This is a genomic window from Neobacillus cucumis, from assembly GCF_023715505.1.
On record NZ_JAMBOH010000008.1, the window covers coordinates 25670 to 41373 of the forward strand.

Genomic DNA, 15704 nt, shown 5'->3' on the forward strand with positions numbered 1-15704 from the left:
TTCCCCATATCGAATTCCGATTTTCTTTTTAAAACTATTGCTGGAAGATGAATTTATAGCTATCACCTAAAATATACTGTTTTCCGCGATGAACAGGCTCGTCGTTTTCATCATATACGGTCGTTTCCATATAAAATAGAGGCTCGCCGCTTGAAGTATTGAGTAATTGCACTTCATCCTCTGACGCCCGGACAATCTCCAACGTCGTCTCCCAGGAACCACGAGGCTTAATATTCAGTTTTTCTTCAATTACTTTATAGACGGAACCCTCTAAATCCTCATTCAGTAAGATATGGAACTTTTTATAGGAGTAATAATTGTTTTCAATCATAATCGGAGAATCGCCAGCTAAGCGGACTCGTTGAATAAATAACAGGGCATCCCCCTCTTCAAGCTGCAACAGCTCTTTATCCTTTGCCGTTGGCTGAACAATTTCCTTTTTTATGACTTTACTGCTCGCTGTCAGGCCATTTGCTTTACAGGCATCACTAAAGCTTAAAAAGTGGACAATCTTTCGCTCAATCTTCCGTTTGTTAACGAACGTTCCTTTGCCCTGCCGCTTGACGAGGAACCCATCTTCCACCAGTTCAACAATCGCCTTTCTTACGGTAATCCTGCTGATTTTATATTCTTCACTTAATTCTGCTTCCGTCGGGATTTTATCCCCATACTTTAAATCCCCATTCAAGATCGAGCTGAGGAGCGATTCCTTTAATTGAATATATAAAGGAATCTGATCATCCTGTTTTAACATATCAATCACCTGCCTAATTTTCTTATTAGCACACTGCCATCATTATTCCATTGCTGCTTTTTCCATAATTACTTCAAGTATATATAAAAAATTTCCAGCTATCAATTTGTTTCAATCGGCTAACACCCCTGAAAGCACGTCCAACGTGCGTTCCATCGCCTCATCTGGGTTCTGCACATATTGATAGGATGTATACTCTAAAGTGAGCGATCCCTGATAACCATGTTCACTCAACTGATCGATATATTTCTGCAGCGGTAAGACCCCATCTCCCCAGACCAGATGGCCTTCCGGTTTCCCGTCAATAAAATGAATATGGACAATCTCGTCTTTAAGGATACTGAAATAATCATTGAAATCTTCATTAGCTAGAGCCATTGGAATCGTATCAATCATCCCTTTGAGGAAGGGACTATTTACTTCCTCTAGCATCGCTTTTAATGACTTCGCATCGTTGATGATATTGGATTCTACTCTTGTTAAAGGTTCAAGCGCAAGGGTTAACCCAAGTTCGCCTGAAACGGCTGATAATCTTTCAAGAGAATCTCTCGTTCGCTTCCAAGCTTCCTTTTTATCTTCATTTTCATAGCCCCAGCCTGGCGTAACTAATAGTAATGGTGCCTCTAGTTCTTTTGCGGCCTCGGCTGATTTGATGAAATATTGGATACTTCTTTCCCGAATGCTATCCTCTTTGGCCGCAAGGTTGATTGGATAGACACACTGTTCCGGTGTAAAACAGACCACCGACAAGTTTCTTCTATCAATCTCTCTTTTTATATTTTTCATATCCTGAAGTGTTAGTTCATCCACATAAAAGTGAGGGGATGCTCCCCATAATTCAATATTTTTGCATTCATATCGAACCATTGCATCTAAAAAGTATTCCAAAGGATAGTGCTTATAATGGAAGTTCATTCCCGTAATTTGATCCTTCGTGATCCTTGACATTTCCCCATCCCCTTCACTTCATCCTGTATTTATTTTTAAACCAAAAACTATCTCATTTAGTAAGATATTCAAAGTTAATATAACATTATAATATGTTATAAGTCAATTCAGTATTAGTATCTATTAAAATATAAAATTTAATTTTCAAAAGAGATTGACAATTTATATCATGTATAATACTATAACATCATATAATGTATTATTATATGTTAGATCAAATAGTCCTAAGGAGGAAAAATGAATGGTAAACTCACAAGTAGTTGTAGATCCACAGGTAAAAAACGTGTTAGATGCTTTGAAAGGGCGCACAATTAACCATGTATACTTTGTAGCATGCGGCGGTTCCTCTGCTATCATGTATCCGAACAAATATATCATGGACCGAGAAGCAAAAAACATTCCTTCTGATGTATACAGCTCCAATGAATTCATTCATCGCAACCCTAGAAAACTTGGCGAAAATTCACTTGTCATCTTGTGCTCGATGTCAGGTACCACTCCTGAAACCGTAAAGGCTGCGGAATTTGCCCGTCAAAAAGGTGCATTAACAGTTGGTTTCACAAACGAACCAACCTCCCCGCTGGCACAAGAAAGTGAATTCGTTGTTAAATACGAATGGGGCGCAGAATCCGTTGCCTTCAATACCAACTTAGGCTTACTATATCAACTAACGATGGGTGTTCTAAACGTCCTAGAAGGAAACGATAAGTTTGACAAAATGGTCAATAGCTTATTCAATACCCAGGCCGCTTTTGAGAAAGCTGGCAAGCAATTTGAAGATCGTGCCCAACAATTTGGTCAAAGCTACAAGGATGAAAAAGTAATCTATACGATGGCGAGCGGAGCCAACTATGGAATTGCCTATTCCTATACTACTTGCATTCTTTTAGAAATGCAGTGGATTCACTCTAACGCCATTCACTCCGGTGAATACTTCCATGGTCCATTTGAAATCATTGATGAAGAAGTACCATTTATTATCCTAGTTGGCTTAGATGAAACACGTCCACTAGATGAAAGAGCCTTAGATTTTTCGAAAAAATATGGTAAAAAACTCGTCGTGTTAGATGCAAAAGAGCTTGATTTAGAAGGCATTGACGAAGAGTTAAAGGGATATATCGCACCGCTTGTCTTAAATTACGTTCTCCGCCGCTATGCAGAACAATTAGCCGATGCGCGTAATCACCCGCTTTCAAAAAGAAGATATATGTGGAAAGTAGAATACTAAGAAAAGCGCAAGGCGCCCGCCTATCGGCGACAAGCACAAGACGAGCCGGCCGAAAGGTTGTTCTTTAACCTTTTGGACGGATTGGCTTGTGACCTCGAGCCGATGGCGCCTGGAGCTAGACAATTCCCGAAGTCGAAATTTATACTTTCTTATCTCTTAAAATGAATCCGCTCCCTAAGTCTTAAAGACTTAGGGAGTGTTTTTTATAAGCGTAATAGAAAAACCTGTTCTACAAAGAACAGGTTTCCTTGCCTTAACCAATAGTAATCCGCTTCCCACGCTTTTTCCCGTGGCCGAAGGCACCAAAGCGCTGGCACGTTTCAGCCGCCGCCGCCGCACCCTTTTCCATTGCCTCCTGAGCGTTCCCGGAGGAGACATATTCTTTTAAAAAGATTGCTACAAAGGTGTCACCTGCACCAAGTGTGTCGACTACATCCGTCTCTACAATTCCTTGCTTATATAGCTGTTTTGAATCGGAGAATAAAGATCCTTCCGAACCCCTGGTCACAATAATATTCGGTGTCCCAAGCTGGTGAACACGCGCGATTAGTCTCTCACACTCCTCGTTCGTTAAGTCACCGCCAGAGAAAATGGCAAATTTTATATAGGGGCAGACAAGCTCTAAATAGTCCTCATCATATTTCGTTGAAAAATCAAATGAGAGATCAATATACTGCTGCAATAAAGGCAATTCCTTTTCTAAGTGGCTGAATACGCTTGTATGCAGCAGCGAGAAAGTGCTGATAAACGCTAGTTCAGATTCGGTAAAGTTCAATTTCAGCTCTTTCTGGACACCGCCCTTATTCGAGCCGACAAACTTACGGTCGCCCTGCTCATCCAACGTAACAACGGCTTCTCCTGAGGGTCCGAACACTTTCCTTACCCGGGAAACATCAATTTGTTCCTGTGCTAGCGAGCTGACAATATGCCCGCCCTCTTCGTCATTCCCGACGATGCCAATATATGAAACTTCCTCTACACCATAACGTTTCCAAAAAACAGCCACATTGACGGCATTCCCGCCAGGAAACATTTCTTCTCGATCCTCATAATAATCCACTACATTATCTCCAACCGCTATTAATCTCATTAATTTTCCCTCCCATTAGTGAATAAGGGAAAGATATCATCTTTCCCTTACATTTTTTAATATGCTACGGTCCGGTAATATCTTCGAATCTCTAATGAGTGATTCCGTTTATCTTCCAGGTGGACGCTAAGTCTTTGCAGAAGAGTAGACGTAACAATTGGTGATAAATACTTTCTAAATTCCAAACTGATTCCCTCTAGTGCATAGTCTTTTGTATCAAGCACCGTTAATTTCTTCGTATACTGTTCAGCAAACTGCTCCACACGATTCATTAGTGGACGAGTTTCATCTTCCCCTTTTAATAGAATCATGCTTGTATCCTCTTCAACCAACTCCAAGGTGCCATGGAAGAACTCCGCCGCATGGATTGATTTCGTCTTAATCCACTGCATTTCTTCCAGTACGCACATCGCATAAGAGTAGGCACGGCCCCATGTGGTTCCCGAACCAACTACCATATGGTATGGCTCATCCTTATAAACAATCGCAAACGCTTCTGCTTTAGGCTCAAATTTTTCCTTTGCCTCGATTAACTTTTCTGGAAGTAGTTCAAGCTGTGCAGCAAATTTTTCATATTCAGGGAAATCGCCATTTTTATGCATCAGTCTAAAAATAAGGTGGAAGAGCACCAATTGATTGGAATCACTGGCAAAATCATTCTCTGCAAAGTTGACTAATGGAAAGTCTACTGTGTCAGCTAGCGGCTTATTGTACTCACCTGTTAAGCCAATAGTAGTTGCGCCTCTTTCCTTGCAATATTTGGCTGCGGCAACCGTCTCCTCTGTCGTCCCTGATAGAGAAGAAAGAATAACTAGTGACTCTTCACTTAACTGTTTATGATTTTGTAAAACAAATTCTGCGGCAATTTCCGCATAGGCTGGAATCGTCGATGTTGAGTTCACCATATATTCGAATGGATAGAAGGTTGCCACTGCCCCGCCGGATCCGATTAAGAAAAGGTTTTTAAAGCCTTTTTCATAGACCTTATCTACTACTCTTTCAATTTCTTCTCTCAGCCCGATGGCTCCACCTGTCACCTTTAAATACTTTTCCCTGCTAAAATTCAACATTGCGTCCACTCCCTATTATTATTTTTAAGCCGTTAAATTTGGCTGTTGATTTCCTCTCCAGGCACTCGCTTTCCGCGGGCGTGCCGGGGAGCCTCCTCGGCGCATTAGCGCCTGTGGGGTCTCCCCTGCCCCTTACTCCCGCAGGACATTGAAATTCATCCTCGAATCCGCCCACGCACGAAGAAAATGCGATAGCATTTTCGAGGAGTCGGCGCCTTCCGATCCAATCAACAGAGTATAAAAAACAATATCAGTTAACAGAACCTATTTTTAAAAAATTATCCCTTCACACTTCCCTCGGCTAAGCCGCGGACAAAGTATTTTTGCATCATGAGGAAGATGACAATAAGCGGAATGGCAGAAATGACCAAACCAGCCATCAGTACGCCCCAATTCGTGCTCAAGGCACCTTTAAACACTAAGAGTCCAGAGGTAATCGGTTTAACGTCTTCTGTTTGAATAAAGAGAATCGAAAATAAGAACTCATTCCAAGCATAATAAGCGGTTAAAATTACACCCGTGAACAGAATCGGTCTGCTCATTGGCAGGAATATTTTTGTAAACACCTTAAAGCTGTTAGCTCCGTCAAGGTAAGCAGATTCCTCTAACTCTTTCGGAATCGATAGAAAAAAAGAGCGGATTAGCAGCACGGTTAAAGGAATACGGTAGGCCGTAAACGTTAAAATCAATGCCCAATACGTATCAAAGATCCCCAGCTTTTGAACCAGCTCATAGAGCGGAATCAAACTGCTTTGCGGAGAAAACATCAGACCCGCTGAAACAAACAAAAGCAGGAACTTGCCGCCTTTGATTTGAAAACGAGTTAAACCATACGCACACAAGGAACTTACTAACACCGTCAACAAACAGGTCCCGCCCGTGATAATCAAACTGTTCATAAAGTAGCTTGAAACCCCTTGTTCCCAAGCCGTCGTATAATTTGAAAAGAGCCACTCTTTTGGAAGTCCCCAGCTGTCGTTAAAAATGGCAGCCGTCGTTTTAAAGGAGTTGATGACCATCCAGAACAATGGATAGGCAATGGCTGCAAAGTAAAGGAGTAAAAAGAGAAAGATCAAACCGACAACGATTGAAAAGCCAGATTTGCTTTTAGCAGACTTTAAGTTTACATTGACAATTTTTTCAAGATTTCCATCTTGTCTCACTGAATCTCCCTGGGATTCGACCAGCTTCATTTCTACTCCTCCCCTGTTTTTAAGAATTTATTCTGTACAAAGTAAAAGATAAGCGTGATACCAAGAATCACGTTTGCGATCGCTGATGCAAATCCTGGCTCATTATCAATAAACGCTTTTTGATAGAGATATGTACTAAAAACCTGTGATGAATTCCCCGGACCACCACTCGTTAATACATATACTTCACTAAAAACTAAGAACGAGCCAGTCACTGTATAGATTAATAGAACAAAGGTCATTTCTTTTACTTGTGGAACTGTAATGCTGAAGAATGTACGAATCTTCCCGGCCCCATCGATGGTGGCCGCTTCATATAATTCTCCTGGCACCTTTTGCACTGCTAACACATACAACATGACCGCATATCCAATACTTTGCCATTGAGAGACAAAAATGACTGCATAAATCGCTGTTTTGGGGTTGCCCAGCCAGCCCTCCGCCAAATCCCCTAGTCCGATTAGCCGTAAGAAACTGTTTAGCAGCCCTACTTCCGGATTGTAAATAAAACTAAACAGGATTCCAATGACCGTCATCGAGATGAGAACGGGGATGAAAAAGGTTGTCCGGAAGAAGGTCGAAAATCTCCTGAAAATCTTATCTTCCAGTACCGCTGCAATCACTAACCCAAGCCCAACCTGCATAATCACAGAGATCACCGCGTATAACATATTGTTTTTTATCACTGTGTAAAAAACAGGATCTTTAAAGAGTCGTAGATAATTATCTAGGAAAACAAAACTTCTATCTGATGTAAATGGGTTCCATTCATAAAAGCCATTTACGACATTTCGAACTAATGGGTAGTATACAAATAAAGCCAGCAAACCCAAGGCCGGTGCCATGTAAAGAATCGGGACCATTCGTGTTCTGCGCATCTTAACCCCCCCCAAACAACAAAATCATTTAGCATTTTGCCGGTTAAAAGGGAGTTGTTGTCTCTCTTAACCGGCACCTTTGATAGATTTGTAGATACTGTTACTTGTGATACACTTGTTTTGCTGCTTCTTGAACACTCTTCATAACTTCTGCAGGCTTCATTCCGCCGCCAAGCATCGTCTGTACTCCATCACCGTATGGTTTGAAGATTCGGCTGTCTAGCGCACTATCAGTCCAGATCAACATATTTTTCTGTTCCTTAATTAAATCCATTGCTTTTACTTCTTCTTTCGTTGCGCTATTCTCATTGACTGCGTCAACAACTGTGCTAGCTAATCCAGTATCTTTAATTAACTTTTCGCCATTTGCCTTAGACGTCATAAACTTCAAGAACGCCATCGCTTCTTTTGGATGAGCAGATTTGCTATGAACCATAAAGCCTTCAGGTGCACCGATTAAACCGCCCTGATCCCCTTTTGCCCCTTCAATGGTTGGTACCTTAAATGTATCCCATTTAAAGGTTGCATCTTTCATATACGTAATTTCCTGTGTTTCTAGGAATGTAATTGCTGCTTTCCCGCCCAGGAAAAGGCCTCTTGCTTCATCATGTGCAACTGCATTTGGATCGTCATTAAAATATGGTCTTAATTCATTTAATTTCTTTAATGCTTCTACATATCCAGGGTCAGTAAACTTGGCTCCCTGATAGCTAAGATCTTTGTCCAGCACTTCCTTTGGAACTAATCGCTGATTCAACGCTGTTACATAGTGAGCGGCAGCCCAAGGTGATTTATTTCCCAGGATGATCGGTGTTGTTCCATTCTTTTTAATGGTTTCCAATACGTTCATGAACTCATCCCACGTAGTTGGTGCTTTCAATCCCAACTTATCAAATAGATCTTTGTTGTAGAAGAACAGCTTGCTGTCTGTAAAAAGCGGTACTCCATAGACTTTGTCATCCTTTTTAAAGAAATCTACTTGTGCGCTGATTAACTGGCCAGACCACTTAGTGTCATCTTGATAGTATTTTGTCAGGTCTAACGCCACACCATCTCTAATAAACTTTTGTCCATATTCTCCAGCCCAGCTAAAGAATACATCAGGTGGATTCTGGCTTCCTAGAAGAACATTTGCTTTTTGCTTATAATCATCGTTTAATGCGGTTACCTCTTCGACTTTAATGTTAGGATTTTGTTTTTCAAAGTCGGCAATAACACTTTTAAAATAGGACTTGTACGGCTCATTTGGCCAACGGTAAAAAAATGTGATCGTAGTCTTTCCATCTTTTGATTTTGAAGTAGTGCTTTTTGAGGAACAACCGATAATTAATGACATAACCATTAAAATAATGACAGCTACACTAAACCAACGTTTCACATACATTCCCCCCAGTAAATTCATTCACTTGGCAAAAGGTTTTTTAAACCGCTTTCATAATGAACTAAACCAATATATTAATCTTTTTGTCCATCCTCCTTCGACCTATCCTGTCAGTGTTTATCACCTGTTGTATTATAATATATTATTACATGTTATAACGTTTATCGTCAATATCAAAATAGCTAAAACTTTCAAACAATTTGTTGCGGATTGATAAATACTTTATTTACTATTTTTCGATTAGCGAATTAGTATTGTACAATACTTCTTTATTAGATAAAAATATCATAATAATAGCACTTCTGATAGAAAAAAATTATTTATTCGAAAATATATTAGGTTATACAGAATATGATTTTTGCTTTTTAAACAAAAAAAACCCCTCCGGCACACTCCAGAGAGGTTTTTCATTTTATTTATAATCTTCTTTCCGATACGGCGAGGCGATTGATTGCACGCTGCAAGGCAAGCTCAGCACGTCTGAAATCCATATGCTCAGCGCGCTGGTCTCTCATACGCTGCTCGGCACGTTCCTTCGCTCTTAGGGCACGTTCCACATCAATATCAGATGCTTTCTCAGCCGATTGGGCCAGAACTGTCACTTGATCAGGACGAACCTCCAAAAATCCACCGCTCACTGCGATAAATTCCGTCTTTCCATCCTTTTTCAGACGAACCGAACCAATTTCAAGCGGAGCAACCAATGGAATATGGCCAGGTAAAATACCTAACTCACCACTTTTAGCTTTGGTACTTACCATTTCCACATCTGATTCATACACCGGGCCATCGGGAGTAACAACACTGACTTTAATCGTCTTCATTTTTTACCCTCCTGGCTCTCTTTAGACCTCTACACCCATACGTTTTGCATTCTCAACCACATCTTCAATACGGCCGACAAGACGGAACGCATCTTCAGGAAGGTGATCATATTTACCCTCAAGGATATCTTTAAATCCTTTAACGGTTTCCTTAACAGGAACATACGAACCTGGCTGACCAGTAAACTGCTCCGCCACGTGGAAGTTCTGTGACAAGAAGTTCTGGATACGACGCGCACGGAATACGACTAACTTATCATCATCAGAAAGTTCGTCCATACCGAGGATCGCGATAATATCCTGTAACTCACGGTATTTTTGTAGAGTCGATTGAACCGCACGAGCTACTGTATAGTGCTCTTCACCCACGATATCCGGTGCCAATGCACGAGAAGTCGAAGCAAGTGGATCCACCGCAGGGTAAATACCCATCTCAGAAAGCTTACGCTCAAGGTTTGTTGTTGCATCAAGGTGAGCGAAAGTAGTAGCCGGAGCCGGGTCCGTATAGTCATCGGCAGGTACATAAATCGCTTGGATTGATGTTACAGAACCTTTATTTGTAGACGTAATACGCTCTTCTAGTCTACCCATTTCAGTAGCAAGAGTTGGCTGGTAACCTACCGCAGATGGCATACGGCCAAGTAGGGCAGAAACCTCAGAACCTGCTTGCGTGAAACGGAAGATATTATCGATAAATAACAATACGTCTTGTCCTTGTTCATCACGGAAATATTCAGCCATTGTCAAACCAGTCAGGGCAACACGCATACGTGCACCTGGCGGCTCGTTCATTTGTCCGAATACCATCGCTGTTTGCTTAATAACGCCGGAATCTGTCATTTCGTGGTAAAGGTCGTTCCCTTCACGAGTACGTTCGCCTACACCAGCGAAAACAGAAATACCGCTGTGCTCTTGAGCGATGTTATTGATTAATTCCTGGATTAAAACGGTTTTACCTACACCGGCACCACCGAATAGACCGATTTTACCACCTTTAATATATGGTGCTAAAAGGTCTACTACCTTAATTCCAGTTTCAAGAATTTCTACTTGAGTAGAAAGCTCTTCAAATGTTGGTGCTTCACGGTGAATTGAATCACGGCGGGCACTTGCTGGTACATCCTCTTTCAAGTCAATTGCTTCACCTAATACGTTAAATACACGACCAAGTGTTACATCACCAACTGGAACAGAAATCGGCTTACCAGTATCTTCTACTTCTACACCACGAGTTAAACCATCAGTGGTTGACATCGCGATCGTACGAACAGTATCATCACCTAAATGAAGGGCTACTTCAAGGGTCAAGTTGATATCAACATCTGATTCATTACGCGCTGAATTGACAACTCTTAATGCATTATAGATCTCAGGCAATTGACCATTCTCAAACTTAACGTCAACAACCGGACCCATAATCTGAAGAACGCGTCCTTTGTTCATCGTTTTCCCTCCTAACTTACTCTTTACAAGAATCCAAACATCCTTCTGAAAAATGAACCTTGTTCCTGCACCTTATTCGTATCCATTGTAAGTTAGAAAACAGGAGCGCTCCACCATTTCTCACTACGATACTCATCAAGGTCACTGAACAGAGCCCATTTTCACTAAAGGCGTGTTAATAATGGTGCCTGTCACCAAGCACTATTCTAATGCTGCCGCACCGCCGACGATTTCGGTAATTTCTTGGGTAATCGCGGCTTGACGCGCACGGTTAAATACTAATGTATAGTGATTAATTAATTCTTTTGCGTTATCCGTTGCGTTTCTCATTGCCGTCATCCGGGCAGCATGTTCACTTGCCTTGCTGTCAAGCAGGGCGCCGTAAATTAAGCTTTCCGCATATTGTGGCAGGAGAACTTCTAAAATTTCTTCTGCAGAGGGCTCAAATTCATAAGAAGTGAGTTTGTGAGAAGCAGATAAATCCGTTAACGGAAGTAATTTCTTCTCGGTCACTTCCTGTGAAATCGCACTTATATAGTGATTGTAAAAGACATATAATTCATCGAAGGTACCATCAGCAAACATGGCAACCGTATTCCGGGTTACATCTTGAACATCCGCAAAATTTGGCTGTGCAGGGATACCGATAATTTCTAAGATAACATTTATATTGCGCTTTACAAAATAATCACGGGCCACTCTTCCGATTGCAATAATAGCGAACTCATCATTCGATTTGTGACGGCTCTGAATCGTCTGATGAACTTTACGAATGACGTTACTGTTAAACGCACCAGCAAGTCCACTATCACTTGTGATCACAATATAACCTGTTTTCTTAACAGGACGAGATTTAAGCATGGGGTGATTCACACCGCCTGAGCCGATCGCAATCGACGCCGTTACTTCCTGGATTTTCTCCATGTACGGTACAAATGATTTAGCATTTGTAACAGCACGGTTCCATTTCGCAGCAGAGGTCATTTCCATTGCTTTTGTGATTTGACTCGTCTTTTTCGTCGAATTAATACGTGTTTTTATTTCGCGTAATGAAGCCATAGGTTCTCACCACCCTTTTTCAAAGAATGTCTGGCCCGGCGCACGGCAGCCTTACGGCGGCCGCACTGCCCAGCCTTACTACATGTCAGACCCTATTATTCGGAAACTGCAAACGTCTTTTTGAAGTCGTTGATTGCAGAAGCCATATCCTCATCAGAAGGAAGATCCTTCGTTTTTGTAATATGGTCTAACAACTCTTTGCGGTTGTGGTCTAACCAATTATGGAAATCTGATTCAAAACGACGGATATCCTGTAATGGAATATCATCAAGGAAACCGCGTGTTAATGCGTAAAGGATTACTACTTGCTTTTCAACAGTAAGCGGCTTGTGAAGATCTTGTTTAAGAACTTCAACCGTACGAGCACCGCGGGCAAGCTTCGCTTGGGTTGCCTTATCAAGGTCAGAACCAAATTGAGAGAATGCCTCTAATTCACGGTAAGATGCAAGGTCAAGACGTAATGTACCTGCTACCTTTTTCATCGCCTTAATTTGGGCAGATCCACCTACACGTGAAACGGAAAGACCTGCGTTGATCGCCGGACGAACACCGGAGAAGAAGAGGTCAGATTGTAAGAAAATTTGTCCATCCGTGATGGAGATAACGTTTGTCGGGATATAAGCAGAAACGTCACCTGCTTGTGTTTCAATAAATGGTAATGCTGTAATCGAACCAGCACCAAGAGTATCGTTAATTTTACATGCACGCTCTAACAAACGGCTGTGTAAGTAGAATACATCCCCTGGATATGCTTCACGGCCTGGAGGACGACGAAGCAGCAAGGAAAGCTCACGGTAAGCAGCTGCTTGTTTAGACAAGTCATCATATACGATTAGAACATGCTTGCCTTCATACATGAATTCTTCCGCCATCGCAACGCCAGCGTAAGGTGCTAAGAATAGCATTGGAGATGGCTGTGATGCAGATGCTGTAACAACGATAGAGTAATCTAATGCACCATATTTACGTAGGGTTTCAACCGCACCACGTACAGTTGACTCTTTTTGACCAATCGCCACATAGATACAAATCATGTTTTGACCTTTTTGGTTCAAAATAGTATCAATCGCAACAGATGTTTTACCTGTTTGACGGTCACCGATAATTAACTCACGCTGACCACGGCCGATTGGCACAAGTGCGTCAATCGCTTTGATACCAGTTTGTAATGGCTCATGAACAGACTTACGAGCCATAACGCCAGGAGCAATTGCTTCTACTGGGCGAGTTTTAGTTGTATTGATTGGACCCATTCCATCAACTGGTTGTCCGAGTGCGTTCACAACGCGTCCGATTAAGGCATCCCCAACGGGAACCTCCATGATGCGGCCTGTGCGGCGTACTTCGTCACCTTCACGGATTTCTGTGTAAGGTCCAAGGATGATGATACCGACGTTATTCTCTTCAAGGTTTTGTGCCATACCCATAACGCCGTTTGAGAATTCAACAAGTTCTCCAGCCATGACATTGTCGAGGCCATGAACACGTGCGATACCGTCACCGATTGAGATAACTGTACCGACATCAGTTACTTGAATTTCTGCCTGATAGTTTTCAATTTGTGATTTAATCAGGGCACTTATTTCTTCAGCTTTGATGCTCATGAGTTTCACCCCTATTCTTTCATATCTTAGCTTAGCAATTTACGTTCTAAACGGTCTAACTTGCCGCGCAAGCTGCCATCATAAATCCGATTTCCAATGCGAAGGCGAATGCCGCCAAGCAGGTTGGAATCGACGATATTTTCAATTCTTAGTGATTTTTTGCCAATTTTCGCAGCAAATGTCGCAGATAATGCATCGCGTTCAGCATCCGTCAATTCACGAGCGCTGTACACTTCCGCATCTGCAATACCCTTTGCTTCATTTGCCAGTTCAAGGAACTGATCAGTTACTTCGACAATTTGATCCTCGCGATGTCGATCAATTAAGAGCAGCACCGTATTAAGGACATACAGATTCACTGATGAAAAAGCATTTTTCACAATCTCTTTTTTCTTATCAATTGTAAGCTTTGAAGATTTTAGGACAGCCTTTAAATCAAGATTGTATTCCAAGACCTCCTTAACGACACGAAGGTCTTCTTCTACTTGATTTAGAATCTGCTGTTCATTCGTGATTTGAAAAAGAGCGGACGCGTAGCGTTTTGCTACCATAGTGTTGCTCATCGTCCTTCTCCTGCCTCTTTAATATATTCGTTAATTAGTGCATCTTGGTCTTGTGCTGTTAATTCCTTTTCAATCACTTTAGAAGCAATTAACACAGACAAGGAAGCAACCTGTTCGCGAATGGCAGCAACAGCTTTTTCCTTTTGCTGCTCAATTTCAAGCTTGGCAGTTTCTTTAACGCGCTCTGCTTCGGCCCGAGCCGCCAAGATGATTTCTTCACGCTGAATATCGCCTTGCTTTTTAGCATTTTCAATTAAATTTTGCGCATCATTACGTGCTTCTTTTAAAAGATTACGCTGCTCTTCAATAAGTTTTTGCGATTCTAGACGGCTGTTTTCTGCCGCAGTAATTTCATTAGCGATATGCTCTTCACGTTGTTTCATAATGCCCATTAATGGACCCCACGCGAATTTTTTAAGCAATGCTAACAAAATGATAAATACGATTAGCTGGAAGAAGATATCTCCAGTATTAATGTGGCCGCTATGTTCGCCGGCTTCAGCGGCAGTGGCCAGTACAAAACTGCTAGTTAACACCCTGGGTTCACTCCTTTCAAGAGTTGCTAAACACGTTTCGAGAACAATCAATGGAATCGAATAAACATAAATGAATGGCGAAGGATTCGGTTATCTTCGCCACCTAGGATTTTCCAATTTTATCGGTTTAATACCATGAACGCAATAACTACCCCGATAATAGGTAGGGCTTCAACTAACGCAACCCCGATGAACATTGTAGTTTGAAGCGTACCACGTAATTCAGGCTGACGTGCTACACCTTCTACTGTACGTCCTACGATAAGACCGTTACCAATACCTGCACCAATTGCGGATAAACCAATTGCGATCGCTGCTGCTAAAATACCAATTGAACCTGTCATTTCTGTTTTTCCTCCTTAAATGTATGAAAACATAATATTTTTTTGTTTTGTTCATGAGTATGAACGGTTATTTTAATGGTCATGACTCACTTTGTGAGACATGTAAACCATTGTTAACATGGTAAAAATGTAAGCCTGGATAGAGCCGACAAAGACAGAGAAACCTTGCCAAACTAATGTTAACGGTATTGCGGCAATGGTACCCGCAATTCCTTGGTGGGCTAATCCACCTGCCAATAGTGATAACAGCAATTCACCTGCGAAGATGTTACCGTAAAGACGCAGACCGAGTGTTAATGTGTTCGCGAATTCCTCAATAATCTTTAAAGGAAATAAGAATTTCATTGGGCTGAAGAAAGTTTCTCCATATCCCTTGACACCTTTTAACTTCACACCATAAAAATGGGTTAATCCCAAGATCATAACAGCGAGAGTTAACGTGATGATTGGGTCAGCTGTAGGTGATTTCCACCAAAGTGTTCCATCAATTACAACTGAAAACGGCAAACCTAACATATTGGATACAAAGATATACATGATGAGTGTGATTCCAAGGATATGAAATCTTCCCCCATCCTTCCAATCCATGGTGCTATTGATGATCCCTTTTACAAAGTCCATCACCCATTCAAAGAAGTTCTGCATCCCTGTTGGTTTCATAGCCAGCTTGCGGGTAGAAAGAACGGCAATTAGAAAAACAATGACACTTGCTACAGTGATCATCAGGATATTGGCGCCATTAAACCATAGACCCAAGAATTCAAACTCAGGAGCTTTATGTTCCATATG

The 15704-nt window shown here is 41.6% G+C and carries 16 protein-coding genes; 1 reads left to right on the plus strand and 15 read right to left on the minus strand.

Features of this window, described 5'->3' with window-relative positions:
* Positions 1-34 precede the first annotated feature (34 nt).
* Both M3226_RS13400 and M3226_RS13405 read right to left on the minus strand, forming a co-directional pair.
* The gene (locus M3226_RS13400; RefSeq protein ID WP_251566144.1) at positions 35-754 is read right to left on the minus strand and encodes a GntR family transcriptional regulator; all 720 of its coding nucleotides are present in this window, start codon (positions 752-754) and stop codon (positions 35-37) included.
* A gap of 111 nt (positions 755-865) precedes the next feature.
* Positions 866-1702, minus strand: a complete 837-nt coding sequence (locus M3226_RS13405; protein ID WP_251566146.1) for a sugar phosphate isomerase/epimerase family protein — start codon at positions 1700-1702, stop codon at positions 866-868.
* A 241-nt stretch (positions 1703-1943) separates the two neighbouring features.
* Between M3226_RS13405 and M3226_RS13410 the strand changes: the two genes are divergently transcribed.
* The gene (locus M3226_RS13410; RefSeq protein ID WP_251566148.1) at positions 1944-2930 is read left to right on the plus strand and encodes an SIS domain-containing protein; all 987 of its coding nucleotides are present in this window, start codon (positions 1944-1946) and stop codon (positions 2928-2930) included.
* Positions 2931-3183: 253 nt separating this feature from the next.
* Here the strand turns inward: M3226_RS13410 and M3226_RS13415 are convergent, their stop codons facing one another.
* From M3226_RS13415 to atpB, 13 genes are all read right to left on the minus strand, one after another.
* Positions 3184-4020, minus strand: coding sequence for a PfkB family carbohydrate kinase (locus tag M3226_RS13415; protein ID WP_251566150.1), 837 nt, complete (start codon positions 4018-4020; stop codon positions 3184-3186).
* 56 nt (positions 4021-4076) lie between these two features.
* Positions 4077-5090: an SIS domain-containing protein gene (locus M3226_RS13420; protein WP_251566151.1), complete on the minus strand. Its 1014-nt coding sequence runs from the start codon at positions 5088-5090 to the stop codon at positions 4077-4079.
* A 278-nt stretch (positions 5091-5368) separates the two neighbouring features.
* Positions 5369-6283 (minus strand): carbohydrate ABC transporter permease, encoded by a 915-nt coding sequence (locus M3226_RS13425; protein ID WP_251566153.1) that lies wholly within the window; start codon positions 6281-6283, stop codon positions 5369-5371.
* Positions 6284-6285: 2 nt separating this feature from the next.
* Positions 6286-7161, minus strand: a complete 876-nt coding sequence (locus tag M3226_RS13430; RefSeq protein WP_251566155.1) for a carbohydrate ABC transporter permease — start codon at positions 7159-7161, stop codon at positions 6286-6288.
* A 100-nt stretch (positions 7162-7261) separates the two neighbouring features.
* Complete coding sequence (locus M3226_RS13435) at positions 7262-8545, minus strand: ABC transporter substrate-binding protein (protein WP_251566157.1); 1284 nt, start codon at positions 8543-8545, stop codon at positions 7262-7264.
* A gap of 413 nt (positions 8546-8958) precedes the next feature.
* Positions 8959-9366, minus strand: coding sequence for a F0F1 ATP synthase subunit epsilon (locus tag M3226_RS13440; protein ID WP_251566159.1), 408 nt, complete (start codon positions 9364-9366; stop codon positions 8959-8961).
* A gap of 21 nt (positions 9367-9387) precedes the next feature.
* Positions 9388-10809 carry a F0F1 ATP synthase subunit beta gene (gene atpD, locus M3226_RS13445; RefSeq protein ID WP_251566161.1) on the minus strand — a complete coding sequence of 474 codons (1422 nt, stop codon included), beginning with the start codon at positions 10807-10809 and terminating at the stop codon, positions 9388-9390.
* Positions 10810-11010: 201 nt separating this feature from the next.
* Positions 11011-11868: an ATP synthase F1 subunit gamma gene (atpG, locus tag M3226_RS13450; RefSeq protein ID WP_251566163.1), complete on the minus strand. Its 858-nt coding sequence runs from the start codon at positions 11866-11868 to the stop codon at positions 11011-11013.
* Between the two features lie 95 nt (positions 11869-11963).
* Entirely contained in the window at positions 11964-13472 is a 1509-nt protein-coding gene (gene atpA, locus M3226_RS13455) for a F0F1 ATP synthase subunit alpha (RefSeq protein WP_251566165.1), read from the minus strand.
* A 26-nt stretch (positions 13473-13498) separates the two neighbouring features.
* Entirely contained in the window at positions 13499-14035 is a 537-nt protein-coding gene (locus M3226_RS13460) for a F0F1 ATP synthase subunit delta (protein WP_251566167.1), read from the minus strand.
* Positions 14032-14571 (minus strand): F0F1 ATP synthase subunit B, encoded by a 540-nt coding sequence (locus M3226_RS13465; RefSeq protein WP_251566169.1) that lies wholly within the window; start codon positions 14569-14571, stop codon positions 14032-14034. Before M3226_RS13465 ends, M3226_RS13460 begins: the two co-directional genes overlap by 4 nt.
* 119 nt (positions 14572-14690) lie before the next feature.
* Positions 14691-14915 carry a F0F1 ATP synthase subunit C gene (gene atpE / locus M3226_RS13470; protein ID WP_098527772.1) on the minus strand — a complete coding sequence of 75 codons (225 nt, stop codon included), beginning with the start codon at positions 14913-14915 and terminating at the stop codon, positions 14691-14693.
* 72 nt (positions 14916-14987) lie between these two features.
* Positions 14988-15701 (minus strand): F0F1 ATP synthase subunit A, encoded by a 714-nt coding sequence (atpB, locus tag M3226_RS13475; protein ID WP_251566171.1) that lies wholly within the window; start codon positions 15699-15701, stop codon positions 14988-14990.
* Positions 15702-15704: the final 3 nt, after the last annotated feature.